General features: G+C 65.0%; 20 protein-coding genes. 7 read left to right on the forward strand and 13 right to left on the reverse strand.

Annotation, left to right across the window (positions count from 1 at the left end):
- Positions 1–30: 30 nt before the first annotated feature.
- A complete protein-coding gene (locus tag MTX21_RS27780) occupies positions 31–1,287 on the reverse strand; it encodes an aspartate kinase (RefSeq protein WP_280967835.1) in 1,257 nt (418 codons plus the stop codon).
- A 147-nt stretch (positions 1,288–1,434) separates the two neighbouring features.
- On the opposite strand from MTX21_RS27780, the gene MTX21_RS27785 reads away from it, so the two are divergent.
- The 3 genes from MTX21_RS27785 to MTX21_RS27795 all read left to right on the forward strand — a co-directional run bounded on the left by MTX21_RS27785 (position 1,435) and on the right by MTX21_RS27795 (position 3,890).
- Positions 1,435–1,902, forward strand: a complete 468-nt coding sequence (locus MTX21_RS27785; protein WP_280967836.1) for a PH domain-containing protein — start codon at positions 1,435–1,437, stop codon at positions 1,900–1,902.
- Positions 1,903–1,916: 14 nt separating this feature from the next.
- The gene (gene ubiG, locus MTX21_RS27790; RefSeq protein ID WP_280967837.1) at positions 1,917–2,690 is read left to right on the forward strand and encodes a bifunctional 2-polyprenyl-6-hydroxyphenol methylase/3-demethylubiquinol 3-O-methyltransferase UbiG; all 774 of its coding nucleotides are present in this window, start codon (positions 1,917–1,919) and stop codon (positions 2,688–2,690) included.
- Between the two features lie 300 nt (positions 2,691–2,990).
- The gene (locus MTX21_RS27795) at positions 2,991–3,890 is read left to right on the forward strand and encodes an EamA family transporter (RefSeq protein WP_280967838.1); all 900 of its coding nucleotides are present in this window, start codon (positions 2,991–2,993) and stop codon (positions 3,888–3,890) included.
- Positions 3,891–3,933: 43 nt separating this feature from the next.
- On the opposite strand, the gene MTX21_RS27800 is transcribed toward MTX21_RS27795, so the two are convergent.
- From MTX21_RS27800 to MTX21_RS27815, 4 genes are read right to left on the reverse strand one after another with little or no spacing between them, the layout of a single operon-like run.
- Complete coding sequence (locus MTX21_RS27800) at positions 3,934–4,416, reverse strand: DUF1178 family protein (RefSeq protein WP_280967839.1); 483 nt, start codon at positions 4,414–4,416, stop codon at positions 3,934–3,936.
- Complete coding sequence (locus MTX21_RS27805) at positions 4,413–5,303, reverse strand: carbon-nitrogen hydrolase family protein (protein ID WP_280967840.1); 891 nt, start codon at positions 5,301–5,303, stop codon at positions 4,413–4,415. Before MTX21_RS27805 ends, MTX21_RS27800 begins: the two co-directional genes overlap by 4 nt.
- Positions 5,300–5,575 carry a glutaredoxin 3 gene (grxC, locus tag MTX21_RS27810; protein ID WP_280971175.1) on the reverse strand — a complete coding sequence of 92 codons (276 nt, stop codon included), beginning with the start codon at positions 5,573–5,575 and terminating at the stop codon, positions 5,300–5,302. Before grxC ends, MTX21_RS27805 begins: the two co-directional genes overlap by 4 nt.
- Positions 5,576–5,611: 36 nt before the next feature.
- Positions 5,612–6,421, reverse strand: a complete 810-nt coding sequence (locus MTX21_RS27815) for a ComF family protein (RefSeq protein ID WP_280967841.1) — start codon at positions 6,419–6,421, stop codon at positions 5,612–5,614.
- Between the two features lie 65 nt (positions 6,422–6,486).
- On the opposite strand from MTX21_RS27815, the gene MTX21_RS27820 reads away from it, so the two are divergent.
- On the forward strand, positions 6,487–7,335 hold the full coding sequence (locus MTX21_RS27820) for a methyltransferase domain-containing protein (RefSeq protein WP_280967842.1): 849 nt from the start codon (positions 6,487–6,489) through the stop codon (positions 7,333–7,335).
- 133 nt (positions 7,336–7,468) lie between these two features.
- Here MTX21_RS27820 and MTX21_RS27825 read toward each other — a convergent pair whose 3' ends face one another.
- The 3 genes from MTX21_RS27825 to MTX21_RS27835 all read right to left on the reverse strand — a co-directional run bounded on the left by MTX21_RS27825 (position 7,469) and on the right by MTX21_RS27835 (position 10,175).
- Positions 7,469–7,879: a (deoxy)nucleoside triphosphate pyrophosphohydrolase gene (locus MTX21_RS27825; RefSeq protein ID WP_280967843.1), complete on the reverse strand. Its 411-nt coding sequence runs from the start codon at positions 7,877–7,879 to the stop codon at positions 7,469–7,471.
- A gap of 10 nt (positions 7,880–7,889) precedes the next feature.
- Positions 7,890–9,131, reverse strand: a complete 1,242-nt coding sequence (argJ, locus tag MTX21_RS27830) for a bifunctional glutamate N-acetyltransferase/amino-acid acetyltransferase ArgJ (RefSeq protein ID WP_280967844.1) — start codon at positions 9,129–9,131, stop codon at positions 7,890–7,892.
- Between the two features lie 102 nt (positions 9,132–9,233).
- Positions 9,234–10,175 (reverse strand): peptidylprolyl isomerase, encoded by a 942-nt coding sequence (locus MTX21_RS27835; RefSeq protein ID WP_280967845.1) that lies wholly within the window; start codon positions 10,173–10,175, stop codon positions 9,234–9,236.
- 352 nt (positions 10,176–10,527) lie between these two features.
- On the opposite strand from MTX21_RS27835, the gene secA reads away from it, so the two are divergent.
- Positions 10,528–13,377, forward strand: a complete 2,850-nt coding sequence (gene secA / locus MTX21_RS27840; protein WP_280967846.1) for a preprotein translocase subunit SecA — start codon at positions 10,528–10,530, stop codon at positions 13,375–13,377.
- A gap of 945 nt (positions 13,378–14,322) precedes the next feature.
- Here secA and MTX21_RS27845 read toward each other — a convergent pair.
- From MTX21_RS27845 to MTX21_RS27865, 5 genes are all read right to left on the reverse strand, one after another.
- Complete coding sequence (locus MTX21_RS27845) at positions 14,323–15,171, reverse strand: DUF3883 domain-containing protein (RefSeq protein WP_280967847.1); 849 nt, start codon at positions 15,169–15,171, stop codon at positions 14,323–14,325.
- Positions 15,172–15,275: 104 nt separating this feature from the next.
- Positions 15,276–16,841, reverse strand: a complete 1,566-nt coding sequence (locus MTX21_RS27850) for a murein L,D-transpeptidase family protein (RefSeq protein WP_280967848.1) — start codon at positions 16,839–16,841, stop codon at positions 15,276–15,278.
- A 392-nt stretch (positions 16,842–17,233) separates the two neighbouring features.
- Positions 17,234–18,196, reverse strand: a complete 963-nt coding sequence (locus MTX21_RS27855; protein WP_280967849.1) for an acetyl-CoA carboxylase carboxyltransferase subunit alpha — start codon at positions 18,194–18,196, stop codon at positions 17,234–17,236.
- 225 nt (positions 18,197–18,421) lie between these two features.
- Positions 18,422–19,408, reverse strand: coding sequence for a site-specific tyrosine recombinase XerD (gene xerD, locus MTX21_RS27860; RefSeq protein WP_280967850.1), 987 nt, complete (start codon positions 19,406–19,408; stop codon positions 18,422–18,424).
- Between the two features lie 17 nt (positions 19,409–19,425).
- Positions 19,426–19,572: a histidine kinase gene (locus tag MTX21_RS27865; protein ID WP_280967851.1), complete on the reverse strand. Its 147-nt coding sequence runs from the start codon at positions 19,570–19,572 to the stop codon at positions 19,426–19,428.
- Between the two features lie 147 nt (positions 19,573–19,719).
- On the opposite strand from MTX21_RS27865, the gene MTX21_RS27870 reads away from it, so the two are divergent.
- The gene (locus MTX21_RS27870) at positions 19,720–20,337 is read left to right on the forward strand and encodes a shikimate kinase (RefSeq protein WP_280967852.1); all 618 of its coding nucleotides are present in this window, start codon (positions 19,720–19,722) and stop codon (positions 20,335–20,337) included.
- The gene (aroB, locus tag MTX21_RS27875) at positions 20,334–21,482 is read left to right on the forward strand and encodes a 3-dehydroquinate synthase (protein WP_280967853.1); all 1,149 of its coding nucleotides are present in this window, start codon (positions 20,334–20,336) and stop codon (positions 21,480–21,482) included. Before MTX21_RS27870 ends, aroB begins: the two co-directional genes overlap by 4 nt.
- Positions 21,483–21,508: the final 26 nt, after the last annotated feature.

Consider the following 21,508-nt stretch of genomic DNA (forward strand, 5'->3'; position numbering starts at 1 on the left):
GTTTGCTGCGACCGCTAAGAGAAAATTCGTCTAGGCCTGATCGAGGCCGTAGAGCGTGTGCAGGGTGCGCACCGCGAGCTCGGTATAGGCGGCGTCGATCAAAACCGAGAATTTGATCTCGGAGGTTGTGATGGCGCGGATGTTGATATTCCGCCCGGCGAGGGCCGAGAACGCCTGAGCGGCGACGCCGGCATGGCTGCGCATGCCGCTGCCGATCACCGATATCTTGGCGACGTCGGTAGCGCTGTCGAGCCGGGCGTAGCCGATCTTGTCCTTGGCCGCGGTGATCGTGTCCTTGGCGCGGGCATAGTCGGCCGCCGGCACCGTGAAGGTGAGATCGGTGGTCTTGCCGTCTTCGGAGACGTTCTGCACGATCATGTCGACGTTGATGTTGGCATCCGCCAGCGGGCCGAAGATCGAAGCGGCCACGCCGGGCTTGTCCTCGATCTGGCGCACCGAGATCTGGGCCTCGTCCTTGGAAAAGGCGATGCCGGTGACGACGTGGCTTTCCATGATCTCCTCCTCGCTGCAGATCAGCGTGCCGGGCGGCTGGTTGGCATGCGGGTCGATATCCTCGGGCTTGTCGAAGCTCGAGCGGACGAAGATCGGCATGTTTTGGACCATGCCGAGTTCCACCGAACGAACCTGGAGCACCTTGGCGCCCTGAGAAGCCAGTTCCAGCATGTCTTCGAATGCGATCTTGTCGAGCGGGCGCGCCTTCGGCACGATCCGCGGGTCGGTGGTGTAGACGCCGTCGACATCCGTGTAGATGTCGCAGCGGTCCGCCTTGATGGCGGCGGCGATCGCGACCGCCGAGGTGTCCGAGCCGCCGCGGCCGAGCGTGGTGATGCGGCCCGTGTCGGGGTTGATGCCCTGGAAACCGGCGATGACCGCGACTTCCTTCCGCTCCTTGAAGCGGGTGATGATCTCGCCGCCGTCGATGCCCTCGATCCGGGCCGACGCATGGGCGTCGCTGGTCTTGATCGGGATCTGCCAGCCCTGCCAGGAGCGGGCCTGGATGCCCATGCCCTGGAGCACGATGGCCAGCAGGCCCGAGGTGACCTGCTCGCCCGAGGCGACCACGGCGTCGTATTCGCGCGCATCGTGTAGAGGCGAGGCCTCGGTGCACCAGGCCACGAGCTCGTTGGTTTTGCCGGACATCGCGGAGACGACCACGGCCACCTCGTGGCCGGCGTCGACCTCACGCTTCACGTGGCGTGCGACGTTGCGGATACGTTCGATGTTGGCGACGGACGTGCCGCCGAATTTCATCACGAGGCGGCTCATGACGACGCGTGCATTCCCTCATAAGGATAAGTATGGTGACCCGCGCGAGACGATGCCGCGGACACCCGACGCGCGTATACAGAGGGGCGGGGCCGGGGGCAAGCGGGTTCCTGCGGGGGCAGGCGGGGGTATGGGTTAACCGAGATCATGGCGCGGTACATCGACGAGATCCTGCAGCCCGGCGAGAAGGTGCTGTATTCGACCAATGCGCACTGGATCTTCTACTTTCCGGCCATCGTGGCCTGGATCGTCGCTTTGGCCTTGTTCGTGTTGTCCCGGCAGACCGTTGTCGAGGGCCTCGTGCTGCTGTGTCTCGTCGCCGCCGCCCTTGTGGCGCTGGCCGCCTTGTACTGGACGGTGAAAGGCTGGTTCCATCGCTTCACGACCGAGACCGACGTGACTAATTTGCGGGTCGTGCACAAGACCGGGTTCATCAAGCGCCGCACCTTCGAGATGGCATTGGACAAGGTCGAGAGCGTCGACGTCAACCAGTCTATTCTTGGACGTATTCTCAACTATGGCGACGTGACGATTCGCGGCGTCGGCGAGGGGATCGAGACGATCAAGACGGTCGACTCACCGCTCGCCTTTCGTAGTTCGATCACCACGCGGTAGGACCGCGCGTATTCATGAGCATGCAGCAAAATCCTTCCGCAACCGCATCTGGCCAGCCAGGCTCGACCGTCGACGCCGCAGAGATCGCGAAATTCTCGAAACTCTCGGCGGAGTGGTGGGACCCCAAGGGCAAGATGGCGCCGCTGCACCGGATCAATCCGCTGCGGCTCGGCTACATTCGTGACGCCGCCTGCCGCAAGTTCGAGCGCAACGTGCGCAGCCTCAACTGCCTCGCGGGCCTGCGCCTGCTCGACATCGGCTGCGGCGCCGGCCTGCTCTGCGAGCCCTTGTCACGGCTCGGCGCGCAGGTCATCGGCATCGACCCTTCGTCAAGCAACATCGCAGCCGCAAGGCTGCATGCCAACAAGGGGCATCTTGCCATCGACTATCGCTGCACCACGGTCGAGGAGATCGACCCGCGCGAGCGCTTCGACATCGTGCTGGCGATGGAGGTGGTCGAGCATGTCACCGACGTCGGCATGTTCCTCAATCGCTGCGCCGCGATGCTGAAGCCGAACGGACTGATGGTGGTTTCGACGTTGAACCGCAACTGGAAGAGTTTCGCGCTCGCCATCGTCGGCGCCGAATACGTCCTGCGCTGGCTGCCGCGCGGCACCCATGAGTGGAACAAGTTCGTCACCCCCGACGAGCTCGCAAAACACCTGCTCGACAACCGCCTCGTCATCACCGAGCAGACCGGCGTCGTCTACAGCCCGTTCGCCGATAAATGGACCCTCTCCTCCGACATGGACGTGAATTACATGGTGGTGGCGGAAGGGATGGTGTGATCGCTCTCCCTATCCCCTGAGCTGCCTGCAAGATGCCCACTGCAGCAACAACAAAAGCTGTCGTGCTGGCGAAAGCCAGAACCCATTACCCCAGGGAGAGGCTGTGGCGCGAGACCGGTAACCACGAGTCTTCGCCAAACGACCCCCTCGGGTAATGGGTCCTGGATCTGGCGCTTCGCTTGTCCAGGACGACACCGAGTTTGTGGCAGGAGCATCGCTCCTATGACGTGACCCCAATTGACCTCCTGAGTCGGTCTCGGCAGTTTGGGCTACGATTATTGCTTTCCCAGCCATTCCCCCATGTTCACCGTCACCAGCCTCTGGATTCCCTTCACCATCATTGCCGCGCTCGGGCAGGTTGCGCGCAATGCGATGCAGCGATCGCTCACGAAGCCGCTGGGCACCTGGGGCGCGACCAATATCCGCTTCCTGTTCGGCTTCCCGTTCTCAGTGCTGTTCTTGGGCCTGGTGCTGATCGCCTCCGGCGATCATCTCAGCATGCCGCCTGCCGTGTTCTGGCCGTGGCTGCTGCTCGGCGCGCTCAGCCAGATCGTCGCCACCGGGCTGATGCTGCTCGCCATGAACGACCGCTCTTTCGTGGTGACGACGGCTTACCTGAAGACCGAGGCGATCCAGACAGCGATCTTCGGCTTCATTTTCCTCGGCGATCACCTGACCTGGCTGAAGGTGCTTGCGATCGTGATCGCGACCGTCGGCGTCGTCATCACCGCCCTCAGGCCGGACGGCGGGAAGAGCTTTGCCGAGTTGAGGCCGACCATCACCGGCCTCGTCGCGGCCGCGGCGTTCGCCTTGTCCGCGGTCGGCTTCCGCGGTGCCATCATCACGGTGCCGAACGTGTCCTTCGTGACGGCCTCGTCATTCACGCTGGTGCTCGGCTTGTTCGTGCAGACGCTGGTGCTGACCATCTACCTGCTCTGGCGCGCGCCGAAGGTACTGCAGGCGATCCTCGGCCTGTGGAAGCCGTCGCTGCTCGCGGGCTTCATGGGCGCCTTCGCCTCGCAGTTCTGGTTCTTGTCCTTCGCGCTGACAGCCGCGGCCAATGTTCGCACGCTGGCGCTGATCGAGGTGCTGTTCGCGCAAGGCGTGGCGTATTACTCGTTCAATCAGCCGATCGCGCCGCGAGAGATTTTCGGGATCGTCCTGATCGTGATTGGTGTGGCGCTGCTGGTGGGTGTGTAAGTCTCTCAGCCGCCGTCATGCCCCATGACGAGAAGCGTGACCGTCAGTTCCGATCTTCCGGCAGCGTCGGCAGCGGCGAGACCTCGATGCCTTCGTCGATCAGCGACTTGGCCTCCTCGGGCGAAGCCTCGCCGTAGATCGGACGGTGCTCCTTGTCGCCATAGTGCATCGCGCGGGCTTCGTTGGCGAAGCGTTCGCCGACATTGTCGGCGTTCTTCACGATGTGATCGCGCAATTCCTTCAGCTTGGCGCGCAGCTCGCGCTCCTGCGCCATCATCAGCGAGGTCGGACCGGATTGCGCAGCCTCAGGCGTCGTCGTGCTGGCGGGCTCTGGCGGCGGCGTGGCGGGTCCACGGCCCTTCTTGCCGACGATGCGCGGCGCCATGATCGCCTTGTCGACCTTGGCTGAGCCGCAGATCGGGCAGGTCACGAGCTTGCGCCTGACCTGAGATTCATAGGCGGACGAGCTCTGGAACCAGCTTTCGAAGTCGTGGTGCTGGTTGCAGCGGAGCGCGTAGCGGATCATGCCGATCCCCGCACGAGGTGCAGATGGTCCGGTCCCGCCTTGGCATCGGCGACGCCGAAGCGGCGGCCGTGCTGGAGGGAGGGGATCGCCCTGCGTGCCGTCTCGACCTTGGCCGGATCGATCTTCGCCATGATGATGCCGGGCTCGACGTCACCCTCGGCGATAATCTCGCCCCAGGGGTCGATGATCAGCGAGTGGCCATAGGTCTCGCGTTTGTTCTCGTGCAGGCCGGCTTGCGCGGCGGCGAAGATGAAGCAGCCGGTCTCGATCGCGCGCGAGCGCAGCAGCACGTGCCAATGCGCCTCCCCGGTCTTGCGGGTGAAGGCGGACGGCACGGTGATGAACGACGCGCCGGCTTCCGCGAGCGCGCGATAGAGCGCCGGAAAGCGCACGTCGTAGCAGATCGTCAGCCCGACGCGACCCCAGGGCAGATCCGAGATCACCGCCGTCTCGCCCGGCTGATAGTTGGCCGATTCGCGATAGCTCTCGCCGTCGGGCAGCTCGATATCGAACATATGGATCTTGTCGTAGCTCGCGAGCACGTTGCCTTCGGGCCCGATCAGGAACGAGCGGTTCACTGCCTTCTCCGGTGAGAAGCGCAGCGTCAGCGAGCCGACATGCAGATGGATCCTCAGCTCTGCCGCGAGCGCCTGATAGGCCTTCAGCGAAATGTCGTCCTCTTCGCTCTGCAGGTGCTCGAACAGCGCCTTGCGGTTAAGCTGCATCATGTTGCTGACTTCGGGCGTCTGCACGTAATTCGCGCCGGCTGCCGCTGCCTGCCGGATCAGCTTGCTCGCCTGTTCGAGGCTCGGCTCAGGCAGAAGGCCGGTGCGCATCTGCACCATGGCGGCGGTGAAGCTGCGATCTTGAGCTTGATTCTGGCTCATGAAACCGTCCTGACGCTCTCGAGCATGGCGTCGAGCCTGCCTGCGCGGTCCAGCGCATAGAGTTCGTCGCAGCCGCCGACATGGGTCTTTCCGATCCAGATCTGCGGGAACGTCGCACCAGCACCCGCGCGGTCATACATCTCCTGGCGCCACGACGAATTCTTGGCGATATCGAATTCGATGAAGATCGCCTTCTTGCGGGTCAGCAGCGACTTGGCTGCGGAACAATAGCCGCAGCCCGGCCTCGTATAGATCTCGACAGCAGCAGTCATGTCGTCTGGCGCTCTCATGTCATGAATTTCATTGAATTATATGGGACGCGGCCCACTCTCGACAACCCGGGCGAAGACCAGCAGATCTACCTGGGCGGCTTTGGCGCGGAGCAGGGCGCGCGCGCAGGCATCGGCGGTCGCACCTGAGGTCAGAACATCGTCGACCAGGACGATGCGGCGGCCCTGGATCTCGGCCTGGAGGTCGGCAGATACCTGGAATGCGCCCTGCACATTGGTGGCGCGCTGGGCCCGCGACAGGCCGATCTGTTGCTCGGTCGCGCGCACCCGACGCAGCACGTCGCCCCTGACCTTCACGCCGCTCTGCCGCGCGATGATGCGCGCGAGCGCCCCGGACTGGTTGTAGCGGCGGCGCCAGGCTCGTTGCCAATGCAGAGGAACGGGCACGAGCATATCGGCGCCGGCGAGGAGCTCGCCGCCTGCGCGCGCCATCCAGCGGCCCATCGCGGGCGCGAGATCGGTGCGGTCCTGATATTTCAGTGCGTGCACCAGCGTGCGTGCGACGTCGTCATAGCGCACGGCCGCCCGCGCCCGCTGGTAGGCCGGTGGGCTCGCGATCGCCTCCATCGACAGCATGTCGGGGCCGGGATCGTAGACGAAGGGAATGCCGAGACGTGGACAGTAGGGCCGTTCAATGAACGACAGCCGCGACCAGCAGGCCGCGCACACGCCCTCACCATCGACCGGCTCGCGGCAGGACACGCACAGGGTCGGCAGCGCGATGTCGAGCGCAAGCCGTGCCGCGCGCGACAATGCGTGGCGGCCGGCCATCCACGCGGCCCGCAGAGGCGCGGAGATGGAACGGGAGGGGGCGCTTTCGGTTTCCATAGGCGCAAGGCTAGCTCCGCACGCACCGGATTGCCAGAACGACAGGGATCGGCGTAACCAGCGACATGGCTCAAAACCCGCAAAATCCACCCGCCTTGTTCGATCGCGCTTTGCTCCACGCGAGGCAACAGCGCGCGCGGGCGCAAGGGCCGGTCAGCTTCCTGCTCGACCGGGTGGATGAGGACATGTCCGACCGGCTGGCCGCGGTGATGCGCGAATTTCGCGCGGCGGCCGACCTCTGGACGCCCGGCGATGGTCTGATGGCCCTGCGTCCGCGGCTGCCTTCCATCGAGCGGATCGCACTCGATGCGACAGGCGCAGAGAAGCTGCCCTTCGCGCCCGAAAGTCTCGATCTCGTCGTCTCTGCGCTGGCGCTGCAATTCGTCAACGACCTTCCCGGCGTGCTTGCGCAGATCCGGCGTGCGCTGAAGCCGGACGGCTTGCTGCTGGCGGCGATGGTCGGCGGCGACAGTCTGACCGAGCTGCGCCAGGCCTTTGCCGCGGCGGAAGCCGAATGCGAGGGCGGCGTGTCGCCGCGCGTGGCGCCGTTCGCTGACTTACGCGACATCGGCGCGCTGCTGCAGCGGGCGGGCTTTGCGCTGCCGGTCACCGATGTCGATCGCGTCGTGGTGCGCTACGCCAACGCGTTCGCCTTGATGCAGGATCTGAGGCGCATGGGCGCGACCAACGTGCTGGTCGAACGGCGGCGCAAGCCGGCGCGACGCGCGACGCTGCTGCGTATGGCCGAGATCTACGCCGAGCGCTTCGCCGATGCGGACGGCCGTATCCGCGCGACGTTCGACATCATCTGGCTCTCCGGCTGGGCGCCGCACGCGAGCCAGCAGCAGCCGCTGAAGCCCGGCTCGGCGAAGACGAGCCTGGCGGAGGCGGTGAAGAAGGCAGGGAAGACTTGACCCTCATGGTGAGGAGGCGCGTGAGCGCCGTCTCGAACCATGCAGGCCCCACTCTCGCCGTGCGGCCATCCTTCGAGACGACCGCGGAGTCTGTCATCGGGCCGCGCGAGGCGCGGACCCGTTAGCGGTCTCCTCACATCAGCAAATCGATCAAATGCGGGATCAGCGGAATATCCGCCGGCGGCATCGGGTAGTCGCGCAGCTTGTTGGCGCGGACCCAGGCGAGGTTCTGGCCTTCGCGCGCCGTTACGAGACCGTCCCAGCGCCGGCAGATGTAGAGCGGCATCAGGAGGTGGAAGGTCTCGTAGGCGTAGCTCGCAAACGTCAGCGGCGCCAGGCACGGCTCGGCGACGGTGATGCCGAGCTCCTCGTGCAATTCGCGGATCAGGCTCTGCTCCGGCCGCTCGTCGGGCTCGAGCTTGCCGCCGGGGAATTCCCAGAGGCCGGCGAGCGCCTTGCCCTCGGGGCGCTGCGCGATCAGGACGCGCTTGTCGGCGTCTACAAGCGCGCAGGCCACCACCAGTGTCAGTTTGAGATCGGCCATGGGAGAAGACTCAGGACCGGTAATCCCCGTTGATCGCGACATACTCCTTGGTGAGGTCGCAGGTCATGACGCGGTCGCGGCCCTTGCCGAGGCCGAGCGAGACCTTGATCGCGATCTCCGGGGCCTTCATCGCCTCCGACACCTGCGCCTCGTCGTAATCGGGATCGCGCGCGCCGCTCTTGGCGACGCGGATGCCATTGAAGGAGATCGACAGCTTGTCGCGGTCGGCGGGCTCGCCGGCCTTGCCAACCGCCATCACCACGCGGCCCCAATTGGCGTCCTCGCCGGCGATCGCGGTCTTGACCAGCGGCGAGTTGGCGATCGACATTGCGATCTTGCGTGCGGAAGCCTTGGTCTTGGCGCCGTCCACCGTAATCTCGACCAGCTTGCGCGCGCCCTCGCCGTCGCGGGCGACCTGCTCGGCGAGATTGGCGAGCACGCCATGAAACGCCTTGATGAAGGCCTTTAGCCGTGGATCGCTGGCGCGGCTGATCTTCGGCGCGCCGTGCGCCGCCGCGGCACCCGTGGCGAACGCCAGCAGCGTGTCCGAGGTCGAGGTGTCGCCGTCGATCGTCACCGCATTAAAAGTGTCCTCGACGCCGCTCTTGAGCAGCGCCTGCAGCGCGGCCGGCGCGATCGGCGCGTCTGTGAAGACAAAGGACAGCATGGTCGCCATGTCAGGGGCGATCATGCCGGCGCCCTTGGCCATGCCGTTGATGGTGACCTTGGCCTTGCCGAGCTTCACGGTCGCGGTCGCGACCTTCGGGAAGGTGTCGGTGGTCATGATCGCCTTGGCCGCGCCCAGCCAGTCGGAGGGCTCGGCGGCCTCAGCGAGGCGTGCCAGCACCCCGTCGAACTTGGTCGCGTCGAGCGGCTCGCCGATCACCCCGGTCGAGGCCAGGAAAATCTCGCTCTCGCTGCAGCCGACCGCCTTGGCCGCGATCTTGGCCGTGAGCGCGGTGGACGCGCGGCCGGTCTTGCCGGTGAAAGCATTGGCATTGCCGGAATTGACCACCAGCGCGCGCGCCTTGCCGCCCTTGAGCTTGGCGCGGCACCATTCCACCGGTGCGGATGGGCATTTCGATTTGGTGAAGACGCCGGCGACCGCGGTGCCCTTGTCCATCACCGCGAGCAGCACGTCGGTGCGGTTCTTGTAGCGGATGCCGGCCTCGGCCGTCGCAAGACGGATGCCTGCGATCACGGGCATGTCGGGAACGTGCTTTGGGGCGAGCGGGGAGACGGAGGAGGACATCGCGGGGGCGCCTTGGTGGGTCTGGATAAGCAGATGCCCGGCACGAGGCCGGGCATCACGATGCTTAGATACTATCGGCGTCAGCGAAGTGACAGCGATTTCTCACTTCTTCGCCGGCGGCGCCATCTTGCTGTCGGAGGACTTGGCCGCGTCAGCCGGCTTGGCGTCCGACTTGGACGCGTCCGCAGCCGGCTGGTCCAGCCGCTCGACCTTGGCTTCGGCGCGGAGCTTGGCGACATAGTCGGCCTGGGCCTTGCGGGTGACGTAGTTCTCGATCTGGGGCTTGACCTGGTCGAAGTCCGGCGCCTTGCGATTGCGCTTCTCCTCGACCTTGATGACGTGCCAGCCGAACTGCGACTTCACTGGGTCGGAGATCTTGCCCGGCTCGAGCGCGAAGGCGACCGCCGAGAATTCCGGCACCATCTGCTCCTTGGTGAAGAAGCCGAGGTCGCCGCCGTCGGCGGAGCCCGGATCCTTGGACTTCTTCTTGGCGAGCTCGGCGAAATCGGCGCCCTTGTCGAGCTCGGCCTTCACCGCCTTGGCTTCGTCCTCGGTCTCGACCAGGATGTGGCGCGCGCGCACCTCCTGCTCGCCGGTGATCTGCTTGGAGGCCTCCTCATAGACCTTCTTCATGGCGTCGGGGGTGGTCGCGGCCTTGCCCTCGCCGGCGAGCAGGCTGTCCATCAGGAGGCGGTTGCGCGCGAACGCCAGGCGCTTCTTGAACTCATCGCTGTCGCCGATCTTCTTGTCCTCGGCGGCCTTGGCGACGATCTTCATGTCGATCAGGAAGGCGAGCACGTTCTCGTCCTTGGTCGCCGGGTCCATCTGGGCGAGGCTCGGCCCGAGTTCCTCCTCGGCCATGGCGACGTCGCTCTTCTTGATTTCAACGCCATTGACCTTCGCCAGTACCGGATCGTCGGCGGCCCGGAGCGGGCCCGCGAACGCCAGGGTCAACGCCAAGCACGCTACCAAGCCGAAGCAGCCGGCCAGGGCGGAGGCATGGCGGAAACGCTGGCCGGTGGTTACCGGGAACGAAGTGGTCATGGAAAATCCTTATGTTGAAGCAGGGGGCTGCTCGAGCGGGGCGGACACTCGCCCAATCAAGGGGGCTTGGCAACGCGAAAAGTCTGTCAAAATGATGAATTAGCTGAAAGCCGCCCGCCGTTGACAAGGCTCCGACCGGGCCATATCTCTGGCCGGTCGCGTCCATGGCGATGGCGTTTATTTTGCTGCGTTTTTGGCCGTTGAACCCAGACTTGCTCAATTCCCACCCATATGGCGGATGACCCCCGCAGGCCGGGCACTGGCTCCACGAGGCGTCACGGTGAGTTGATAGGCAATTGGGTGACAACCTCTTGGCTGCAACGCGGTTGAATCGCGAACACAGGAATTAGGCATGATCGGCGCGCTCGCCCGCAAGTTTTTCGGCTCCGCCAACGACCGGCGGGTGAAGGGATACCAATCCCGCGTCAACGCCATCAACGCGCTGGAACCTGAAGTCTCCAAACTCTCCGACGAGGCCCTGAAGGCGCGCACCGCCGAATTCAAGCAGCAGCTCGCCGACGGCAAGACGCTCGACGACATCCTGGTGCCGGCCTTCGCCACTGTGCGCGAGGCCGCCAAGCGCACGCTCGGCCAGCGCCATTTCGACGTCCAGCTCATCGGCGGCATGGTGCTGCACGAGGGCGACATCGCCGAGATGAAGACCGGTGAAGGCAAGACGCTGGTGGCAACGCTTGCGGTCTACCTCAACGCGCTCGCCGGCAAGGGCGTCCACGTCGTCACCGTCAACGACTACCTCGCCCGCCGCGACTCCGGCTGGATGGGCCAGATCTACTCTTTCCTCGGCCTCACCACCGGCGTGATCGTCCATGGTCTCGACGATGCCGAGCGCAAGGCGGCGTATGCCTGCGACATCACCTACGGCACCAACAACGAATACGGTTTCGACTATCTGCGCGACAACATGAAGTACCGGCTCGAGGACATGGTCCAGCGGCCGCACTTCTTCGCCATCGTCGACGAGGTCGACTCCATCCTGATCGACGAGGCGCGCACGCCGCTGATCATCTCCGGACCGCTCGACGACCGCTCGGACTTCTACAACACCATCGACACCTTCATGCCGCAGCTTACGAAGGTGACCGACTTCGAGGTCGACGAGAAGCAGCGCACGGTGACGCTGACCGAAGGCGGCATGGAGAAGCTGGAGACGATGCTGCGCGACGCCGGCCAGCTCAAGGGCGAATCGCTCTACGACGTCGAGAACGTCTCCGTCGTGCACCACGTCAACCAGGCGCTGCGCGCGCACTCGCTGTTCACCCGCGACAAGGACTACATCGTCCGCGACGGCGAGGTCGTGATCATCGACGAGTTCACCGGGCGCATGATGCCGGGCCGCCGCTATTCGGAAGGCCTGCACCAGGCGCTGGAGGCCAAGGAGCACGTCGCGGTTCAGCCCGAGAACCAGACGCTGGCCTCGATCACCTTCCAGAACTACTTCCGCATGTACGAGAAGCTGGCGGGCATGACCGGCACGGCGGCGACCGAAGCCGACGAATTGTTCGACATCTACAAGCTCGAGGTCGTGGAGATCCCGACCAACCTGCCGGTGGCGCGCCTCGACGAGGACGACGAGGTCTACCGCACCCAGAAGGAAAAATACGGCGCCATCCTCGCCGAGATCGAGCGGGCGAACGCGCGGCTGCAGCCGGTGCTGGTCGGCACGGCCTCGATCGAGAAGTCGGAAGTGCTCGCCGAATTCCTCAAAGCGAACGGCTACAAGCAGATCGATTTCGGCAAGGAGCATGCGCTCGACAAGCTCTATGCCGCGGCGCGCTCCGGCAAGCCGGCCAAGCTGTTCGCGGTGCTGAATGCGCGCTTCCACGAGCAGGAAGCCTACATCGTCGCGGAAGCCGGCGTGCCCGGCGCGATCACGATCGCGACCAACATGGCCGGCCGCGGTACCGACATCAAGCTCGGCGGTTCGCTCGAGATGCGCGTCCAGCAGGAGACCGCCGGAATTACGGACGAGGCCGAGAAGGCCAAAAAGATCGAGCAGATCAAGGCCGACATCGAGCACTTCCGCGAGATCGTGCTGAAGGCCGAAGAGACAGTCGAGATCGAGCCGGCGAAGGGCGCCAAGCCCGCCAAGACCGTGAACAAGCCGGGCGGCCTCTACATCATCGGCTCCGAGCGCCATGAATCCCGCCGCATCGACAACCAGCTCCGCGGCCGTTCCGGCCGCCAGGGCGACCCCGGCCGCTCGAAATTCTTCCTGTCGCTGGAAGACGATTTGATGCGCATCTTCGGCTCGGATCGCCTCGACAGCATGCTGCAGCGTCTCGGCCTCAAGGAAGGCGAGGCCATCATCCATCCCTGGATCAACAAGGCGCTGGAAAAGGCGCAGCAGAAGGTCGAGGCGCGCAACTTCGACATCCGCAAGAACCTCCTCAAGTTCGACAATGTCCAGAACGACCAGCGCAAGGTGATTTTCGATCAGCGCGTCGAGCTGATGAAGGACGAGAGCGTCGCCGAGACCGTCGCCGACATGCGCCACGCTTTCATCGAGGACCTCGTAACGAAACACGTGCCCGAGCATGCCTATGCCGAGCAGTGGGACGTCGCGGGCCTCAAGGAGGAGCTGAAGCGCGTGCTCGATCTCGATCTGCCGGTCGACGACTGGGCCAAGGAAGAGGGCATCGCCGACGAGGAGCTGCTCACCCGCATCGAAGACCGCGCCGACGAGCACATGGCGGCCAAGGTCGCGCAGTGGGGTCCCGACGTGATGCGTTACGTCGAGAAGACCATTCTCTTGCAGACGCTCGACCATCTCTGGCGCGAGCATCTGATCATGCTCGATCATCTGCGCCAGGTCATCGGCCTGCGCGGTTACGGCCAGCGCGATCCGCTGCAGGAGTACAAGACCGAGGCCTTCAACCTCTTCCAGGAGATGAGCGCCCACCTGCGCGAGGCCGTCACCGCGCAGCTCATGCGGGTCGAGATCATCCCGCCGGAGCAGGAAGCCCCCATCCTGCCCGCGATGGAAGCGCACAAGCTCAATCCCGACACCGGCGAAGACGAAATGGCCTTCGCCAACGTCACCCTGGCCCCGCAAGCAAACACCGTCTCCGCCGCCCAGCGCGACCCGAAGAACCCGGCATCCTGGGGCAAGATCGGCCGCAACGAGGACTGCCCGTGCGGCAGCGGCAAGAAGTACAAGCATTGCCACGGGCGGTATGCCTGACGTTCTTCGCCTCTCCCCGCCTGCGGGGAGAGGCCGGGATGCGCGCTGAAAGCGCGGATTCCGGGTGAGGGGGACTCTCCACGAATCCAATTCTCGCCGTCTCGGCGAAGGCGGCCTCGATCTCCGCTCCGCTCCCTCCCCCCTTGCGGGGGAGGGCCGGGGAGGGGGGTGCCACACGGCACACTCTCTCAATTGAGCATGTCCCGCGCGCACGATCTGCTCGACTACGGGATGGACCTTTTCCTGGGCCACCCCCTCCCTAGCCCTCCCCCGCAAGGGGGGAGGGAACGCAGCATGCGTGAGGCGATACATCGCATCTCACTCCCACCTTCATCTTCCAGACATCACATCGCGATCCCGCGGCGCGTTCGCGCCCGAGCTTTGCATCACTCTCTCGCCCCTCAAACGGAAGGGCGCAGGGAAGACCGGGCACCGACTGGCACCCATGGGCCCCTGTGCAAATGCTTGGGATAGACGCTCACAGGGGAAGCACAGGTACAGCCGAAATGCCCGGCCTTCCCTGCGCAGTGGTTGGAACGGCTTATGTCGCGCTCTCCCCGGGGAGCGATGCACTATTGCCCCCGTCGCCTCGCAGATTGCTGATGCGCGCACCCGGTCGGGCCGCAACATCACCGCAAGACTTGACGCACAGGCTCCGGGCGCCAGGACCACGCGATTTTGCCGTACGCGAGCAGCGCCTGTCGTAGCGCGCCGGCCAATCGCTCACGGGGATTGACCCGCCCTGCAATCACCGAACCGCCAACGCCGCCCGCGTCCACCGCAACCCACCCCACGAACCGTGACGATCGCGACCCGCCCCTTCCGGAGGGATGAGATGCCGTGGAGGATGCAGGTGTTTCGGGGTTCGGGTAAAGAGAATTATCTTTATCCGAAGGGATTGATTTTGGAGGAGGCGGGTGTTTTGCCCGACGGGTCAGGCAAGTACTACCTCGGCTCGGCGGTGTACGTCGTCGGCGTCATGAGAAGCTTGTCTTCAAGCGGCGGAGCTATTTCGAACATCTGCGCGCTGTTGCGGAAATGAAAGACCCGCCGGATCCGGTACACGTCGCTTCGTTCTGCAGCAACGTCGGCCTCTCGCCTGGTGAGCCAAAACGCTGTCCGTTCGTGCCCGCACGTCGTCTTGATCTCCAGTAGCCGCTCTTGGCCATTAGGCTCGAAGGATCGCACGTCGTAGCCATATCCGTCGCCGTCTAGGTCCGAGACCCATCGAACGTCGGCGGCAAGGTCGTCACGCCCAGCTCGCCGCAGGCGATCGCGTTCGAACTCCACGACGAATTTCTCGCCGGCCCTCCCCAACTCACGATTTCTGGCGTCTCGCTCAGCCGGATCGAACTTGCCGACCAAGCGGCGAATGGCTGGCGTCAGCATCTTATCCAGATCGGCGAAAGATGGCGGAGGAACGAAGATGGCTTCGTCATTGAGCTCCATCGGTTGAGTATCTGTGCTCGTGGGGTAGAGAAAGCCCGGCTCTCGCCCGACGTTGCGCTCAACTGCCGCCACCAAGGCGTCTTGATAGTGCGCCAAGGGCTTGTAGCCCTTGATCCATTGTGTCCCGAGCATATCCAGAACGGCGGAGATGTTCTGCAGCTTGCGCTCGATTGATCCTTCAGACCGGCGGACGGTCTTCATGAGCTGTCGCCGGTTCTCCGCCTTGCTGTAGCGGATGCCGGCTCTTTCTGAGGCCAACATCCCGAAATAGCTGTCGACAACAGCAGAGATCTCGCTCTCCGTCCAAGGTGTCCCAGCAATCGCTTCGGCGTGCTCACGGTCCAAGTCTCAACCTCTCAGACTCGGAGCGTATCGGGGGTTAAGCTGAGCGCAATGCAGGCGGATGCAGAGATGCCCCATTCCACACATGGGCCATTTGTATCGCCCGCCTACTTCACTGCCCCAAACCGGCTGTCGAACGAGTTCGACGACACCACCGGCGCGGCGCCGGCCATCTGCGCGTCCTTGCTGCCGGCATCAGCCGCAGCAGCCGACACCGATGGCTTGAGCGCGGGACGCGTCGCAGCAACCTTCGTCTCTGCCGGCTTCGCCGGCTCGGCGGGTTTTGCAGTTGCGGTCGCCTTGTCCTTGGACGCGTCGTGGTGGCCCGGCACGAATCGCGTTACTGCGGCCTTCAGTCTGGAGGTTGCCGTGGTAGGCGTTGTGGACGTGGTGGCCGGAGGGACAGACGCGGTGGCTTGCGGCGGCGATGTGGTGGCCGTCGTGTCGGCGGTGCCCATGCCCATCTTGCGGGCGAGGCCGGAGAAGAAGCCGCCGCTAGAGGATTTCTCAGCGGGCGCGGTTGAGGCCGGCGCGGCTGCGGCGACGCGGGTATTGGTGGCGGGCGCGGCGACTGCGACGACGGGCTCCTGGCTCGGCGAGGCGGCGACCGGCTCGAGGTTCGGCTTCGGCGGATTGACGGTGCCGGGGATCGTGCCCGGTGCTTTCGCCATCGCCAGCATCCGCAGGGTCGAGCCTTCGGCGCCCTCCGACAGGCCGGTCGAGCCTTCCGGAATCTTGGCGGCAAAGATCTTGTTCATGCCGCCGTCGATGCCGGTGTTCATGCGCGCAACCGGCGTGCCCTTGGCGACGAGCTTGTTGTACTCGGCCTGGTCGCGCTCTTCCTTTTGGCGCACGGCACTGGCGATGTCCTCGGGGATCACATAGGCCGGGCATTTGGCCGAGGCGTCGAACACCGGATCGCGCTTGGCGTCCGCTGGCCTCGCGGCATCGAAGACGTACTTCTTCTCGCAGAAATCGACCTTCGGCTCCTGCCGCGTCACCTCGAAATGATCATAGCCTTCCTTGATCATCTTCCAGAAGGCCATGTTCGGATTGTTGCGGTGCCGGGCCATGTTCACCGGCGTCATCTTGAACGGATAGGCCTGGAGCTGGAACGCCTTCTGGCCGCCGAAGAAGGATTCGCGCCCGAGCGAATAGATCTCCGCGATCTGCTCGTCGGTCATCGCGTAGCAGCCGCGCGAAGAACAGTCGCCGTGCACCATGAGCTGCGAGCCGGTGCGCCCCAATGCCTTGTCGAACGCGTTCGGATAGCCGGTGTTGAAGGAGAGGTAATAGGCCGACTGCGGATTCATCTGGCTGGGGTTGATCGAATAAAACCCTTCCGGCGCCTGGCGGTCGCCCTCGCGGACCTTCGGACCGAGATCACCCGACCAGCGGCAGATCGGATAGGTCTTGAGCAGCGCGAACTGGCCACTTCGGGTCTGCTTCCAGACCTCGAGCTCGGCCTCCTGCTTGAACAGGCGGATCAGGATCGGCGATTGCAGATCCATGTCCTTCTCGGCCATGGCGGCGACGAGCTTCGGCGGCACCGGCTGGTTGGCCTTGGCGTTGGTCGCGAGCGAGACCTGATCGGTATCGCAGCCGGCCAGCAGCACGCTGGCCGAGAGCGCAACCGACGCCAAGAGCGCGCGAGCAAGCGAGCTAGAAATCAAGACGGACCCCACACCGTGCCGGGCAAGGAGCGCAAACCCCGTTTCTTTGGAGCATGGCCTGACCGGACGTCCGGACCCGTTTTTGGCGGGCTTTTCTTCAGACCACGCTCCAGCGCTTATGCCCTGAAGCCATTGATTAAAATTCTAACCTCCGGAACCAAGGGTCGCAACCCGAGCGGGGATCACGAGCCCGTTGGCCGATAGGCATGGTCAACAGAGACTAAACTTGGACGCCAGTTGGGCCTTCCGGCCAAAACACCACTGAGATCGCCGATTTGGGCAAAAAAAGGGTTAATGCGGGGTTACCGGGGGCCTGCTTCACCTCTCCCTACGGGAGGGGTGACCCTGGGGCTGCACCTCAATATCCCATCGCGGTCTAAAAGGGGCCCGAATCAGCCCAGCTTCCGGCCAATATCGAGGAATTTCTGCCGGCGCTGCCTGCGGATCGCGTCGGCGTCGAAGTTGCGCAGCTCGTCAAAGGCCTTGGCGATGGCCTCGCCGGTGGTGGCGATCATGGCGGCGGGGTCGCGGTGGGCGCCGCCGACCGGCTCTTTCAGGATGGCGTCGATCACGCCGAAGCGGAGCATGTCCTGGGCGGTGATCTTCATGTTGTTGGCGGCCTCCTGCGCCTTGGTGCCGTCGCGCCAGAGGATGGAGGAGGCGGCCTCGGGCGAGATCACGCTGTAGATCGCGTGCTCCATCATCAACACCTTGTTGGCGGTGGTGATGGCGATCGCGCCGCCCGACATGCCCTCGCCGGTGATGATCGCGACGTTCGGCACGCCCAGCGACAGGCACGCATCGGTCGAGCGCGCGATCGCCTCGGCTTGTCCGCGTTCCTCCGCGCCGATGCCAGGATAGGCGCCGGCAGAATCGGCGAGCGACAGCACGGGCAGTCCGAACCGCTCGGCCATCTCCATCAGTCGCACGCATTTGCGGTAGCCCTCGGGGCGCGCCATGCCGAAATTGTGCTTGATGCGGCTCTCGGTGGAATCGCCCTTCTCCTGGCCCATCACGCAGATCGGCTCGCCGCGGAAGCGGCCGAAGCCTGCGACCAGCGCCTCGTCCTCGCCGAACTTGCGGTCGCCCGCAAGCGGGGTGAACTCGGAGATCAGGCCCTTGATGAAATCGGAGAAGTGCGGCCGCTGCGGATGGCGCGCGACCAGCGTCTTCTGCCATGGCGTCAGGTTCACATAGAGGTCGGCCAGCGCCTGCGCCGCCTTGTCCTCGATCCGTCCGATCTCCTCGGCGATGTCGGTGCCGGAGGCCGCAAGCGCGCGCAATTCGTCGACCTTGGAGTCGAGCTCGGCGACGGGCTTTTCGAAGTCGAGGTAGCTGCGCATCTGGTCTTGCATCAACTCAATATAAGGAGGACGGGGCGGAGCGGCGAAGCGGATTTCAGATCGCGGAAAGAAGTGTAGTTTCTTCAATGAGTTGGCTTGTGCGCTCTGAACGCCCGCCAAATCACGCGTGAGGCCACGGCTCTTTCTGCGGAGATGTGGCCGAAGTCAAGGCGGTTTCATCGTCCTCTCCGATGGAGCTCTCGTGTTCCGGACGCGCTACGTTCGGGGCACGGGACCCTACTTCTCCGCCAGCGGGTGCAGGTCGCGCACCAGGCTCTTCAGGCGCTCCTCGACCACATGGGTGTAGATCTGGGTGGTGGAGATGTCGGTGTGGCCGAGCAGGGTCTGCACGATGCGCAGGTCCGCGCCGTTATGCAGGAGGTGGCTGGCGAAGGCGTGGCGCAGCACGTGCGGGGAGACGAGGCGGGCCTGCAGGCCGGAGGCGACCGCAAGCTCCTTCAGGTCGCGGGCAAAATGCTGCCGCGTCAGATGCCCGCTCTCGCCGAAGGAGGGGAACAGCCATTTCGAGGCGGCGAGGCTGTTCTTCTTCTCGCCCTTGGCGGCCTCGGTGGCGGCGAGATAGTCGGCCATCGCCTGGCGCGAGGCGTCGTTGAGCGGCACCAGCCGTTCCTTGTTGCCCTTGCCGCGCACCACGATCATGCGGGCATCGCGCTTGGCCGCCGAGCGCGGCAGCGCCACCAGTTCGGAGACGCGCAAGCCGGTGGCGTAGAGCACCTCGAGCAGGCAATAGAGCCTCAAAGAGCGCAGCCGCTGTGACGCCGACGCATCCGCCGCCTCGCTCATTTCCTTGGCGCGGGAGAGCATGCGGTCGACATCCGCTATCGACAGCACCTTCGGCAGGCCGCGGCCGCGTTTCGGCCCGGACAGGATCGCCGCGGGATCATCGGTTCGGATGCGTTCGTTCAGCAGGAAGCGATAGAGATGCCGCATCGCCGACAGCCGCCGCGCGACGCTGGAGGATTTGAAGCCGCGGCCGTCGAGATCGGCGAGATAGTCGCGCAGGACTTGCGTCTCGGCATCGGTGAAGCTGTGGCCGACGCGGGCCAGAAACTCCGAGAAATCGGTGAGGTCGCGGCGGTAGGCATCGAGCGTATTGGCGCCGGCGCCCTGTTCCGCCGCGAGCATGTCGAGGAACAGGCCGATGAGCCTGGCATCGGAGGGCTTGTTGGTCGAAGGCTTGTCGGTAGAAGGCTTGGCGCGCATGCCCGCAAGCCTAGCTGCTATTTCTTGAGAAATTTGTCAGGCGGGATCGTCACCGTCATTTCCCGCGGCTTGGGCGTGACGAAGTTCGCCAGCGCGAAGATCACGCCATAGAGGATGCCGGCGATCACGGCGACGACCGTCAGGAACCGGAACAGGCTGGGCATCGAGCGAGGTCTCGCGGCGTGGCAAATTAACCAATGAAATCATCCAACATGTTCGCCGTTTCATAGCAAGAGTCCTCTGGCGAGGGCCGCTTGGGGGGTAGTATAGGTGGCCGGATGTCGCATCAGGCGGCAGATTGAGCGAGGGACATGTCCGACGCCGCGTTGCCAGCACTGGGTTCGCCTGAGGCCGAGATTCTGTCGGCGCTGGGAACACGCTCGCTCGTGCTGGTCGGCATGATGGGGGTCGGCAAATCCACCATCGGCCGGCGCCTGGCGGCGCGGCTCAAGCTGCCCTTCATCGACGCCGACACGGAGATCGAGGCAGCGGCCGGCATGACCATACCGGAGATTTTCGAGCGCCATGGCGAGCCGCATTTCCGCGACGGCGAGGCGCGTGTGATCGCGCGGCTGCTCGACGGCGGCCCCCTGGTGCTGGCCACCGGCGGCGGCGCCTTCATGCGCGAGGAGACGCGCACCCGCATCGCCGCCAAGGCGGTCTCGATCTGGCTCAAGGCGGACCATGACGTCATCATGCGCCGCGTGCGCCGCCGTGCCGACCGTCCGCTGCTGCAGACCGCCGACCCCGAGGGAACCGTCACCCGCCTGCTCACCGAGCGCGAGCCGGTCTACCGCAACGCCGATATCACCATCGCCTCGCGCGACGTGCCGCACGACAAGATCGTCGAGGAGTGCATCGAGACGCTGCGCGCCCATCTCGGCGGGCGGGCCCAGTTACCCCCTGATGTCGCGAGTGCCGCACGATGACCGCGCCGCTGAAACAGTCTGATCCCGTGTTCGTCGACGTCGCGCTCGGCGATCGCGCCTATGACATCGTCATCGGCCGTGACGTGCTTGCCTCGCTCGGCCCGCGGGTCGCGGCCTTGCGCCCCGGCGTGCGCACCGCTGTTGTGACCGATCGCATGGTCGCGAAATACTGGTTAGAGCCCACTGAGGCGTCGCTGGCCGCGGCCGGCATTCCGACATCGCGCATCGTTGTCGAGGAAGGCGAGATTTCCAAAACCTACGCCGGGCTCGAAAGGGTCAGCGAAGCGCTGATCGCGGCAAGAATCGAGCGCAACGATCTCGTCATCGCGCTCGGCGGCGGCGTGGTCGGCGATCTCGCCGGCTTTGCGGCCGCGATCCTGCGTCGCGGCGTCGATTTCGTGCAGGTGCCGACCTCGCTGCTCGCGCAGGTCGATTCCTCCGTCGGCGGCAAGACCGGCATCAACTCGCCGCAGGGCAAGAATCTGCTCGGCGCCTTCCACCAGCCGGTCCTGGTCATCGCCGACACCGCTGTGCTCGACACGCTGTCGCCGCGGCAGTTCCGCGCCGGCTATGCCGAGGTCGCCAAATACGGCGTGCTCGGCGATGAAGCCTTCTTCACCTGGCTGGAGAAGAACCACGCGGACATCTTCAAGGGCGGTTCGGCGCGCGAGCATGCGATCGCGACCTCCTGCCGCGCCAAGGCCGGCGTCGTGTCGCGCGACGAGCGCGAGACCGGAGAGCGCGCGCTGCTCAATCTCGGCCACACCTTTGGTCACGCGCTGGAAGCCGCGACCGGCTTTTCCGATCGTCTGTTCCACGGCGAGGGCGTTTCGATCGGCATGGTGCTGGCGGCGCAGTTCTCGGCGAGGCTCGGCATGATCGGCGAAGCGGATGCGGCACGCGTCGAGCGTCACCTGTCCGAAGCAGGCCTGCCGACGCGGCTGCAGGACATCGCGGGCTTTTCGCAGGAAGGGCTTGCCGATGCCGACGCGCTGATGGCGCTGATGGCGCAGGACAAGAAGGTCAAGCGCGGCAGGCTCACCTTCATCCTGCTGGAGGCGGTCGGACGCGCTGTCATCGCCAAGGATGTCGAGCCGGCGCTGGTGCACGATTTCCTCAAAGAGAAGCTCGCGCACAAGGCCTAAGGGCACGGCTGAACGGCTGTCGAGGA

The organism is Bradyrhizobium sp. ISRA430, from assembly GCF_029909975.1.
Taxonomy (GTDB): domain Bacteria; phylum Pseudomonadota; class Alphaproteobacteria; order Rhizobiales; family Xanthobacteraceae; genus Bradyrhizobium.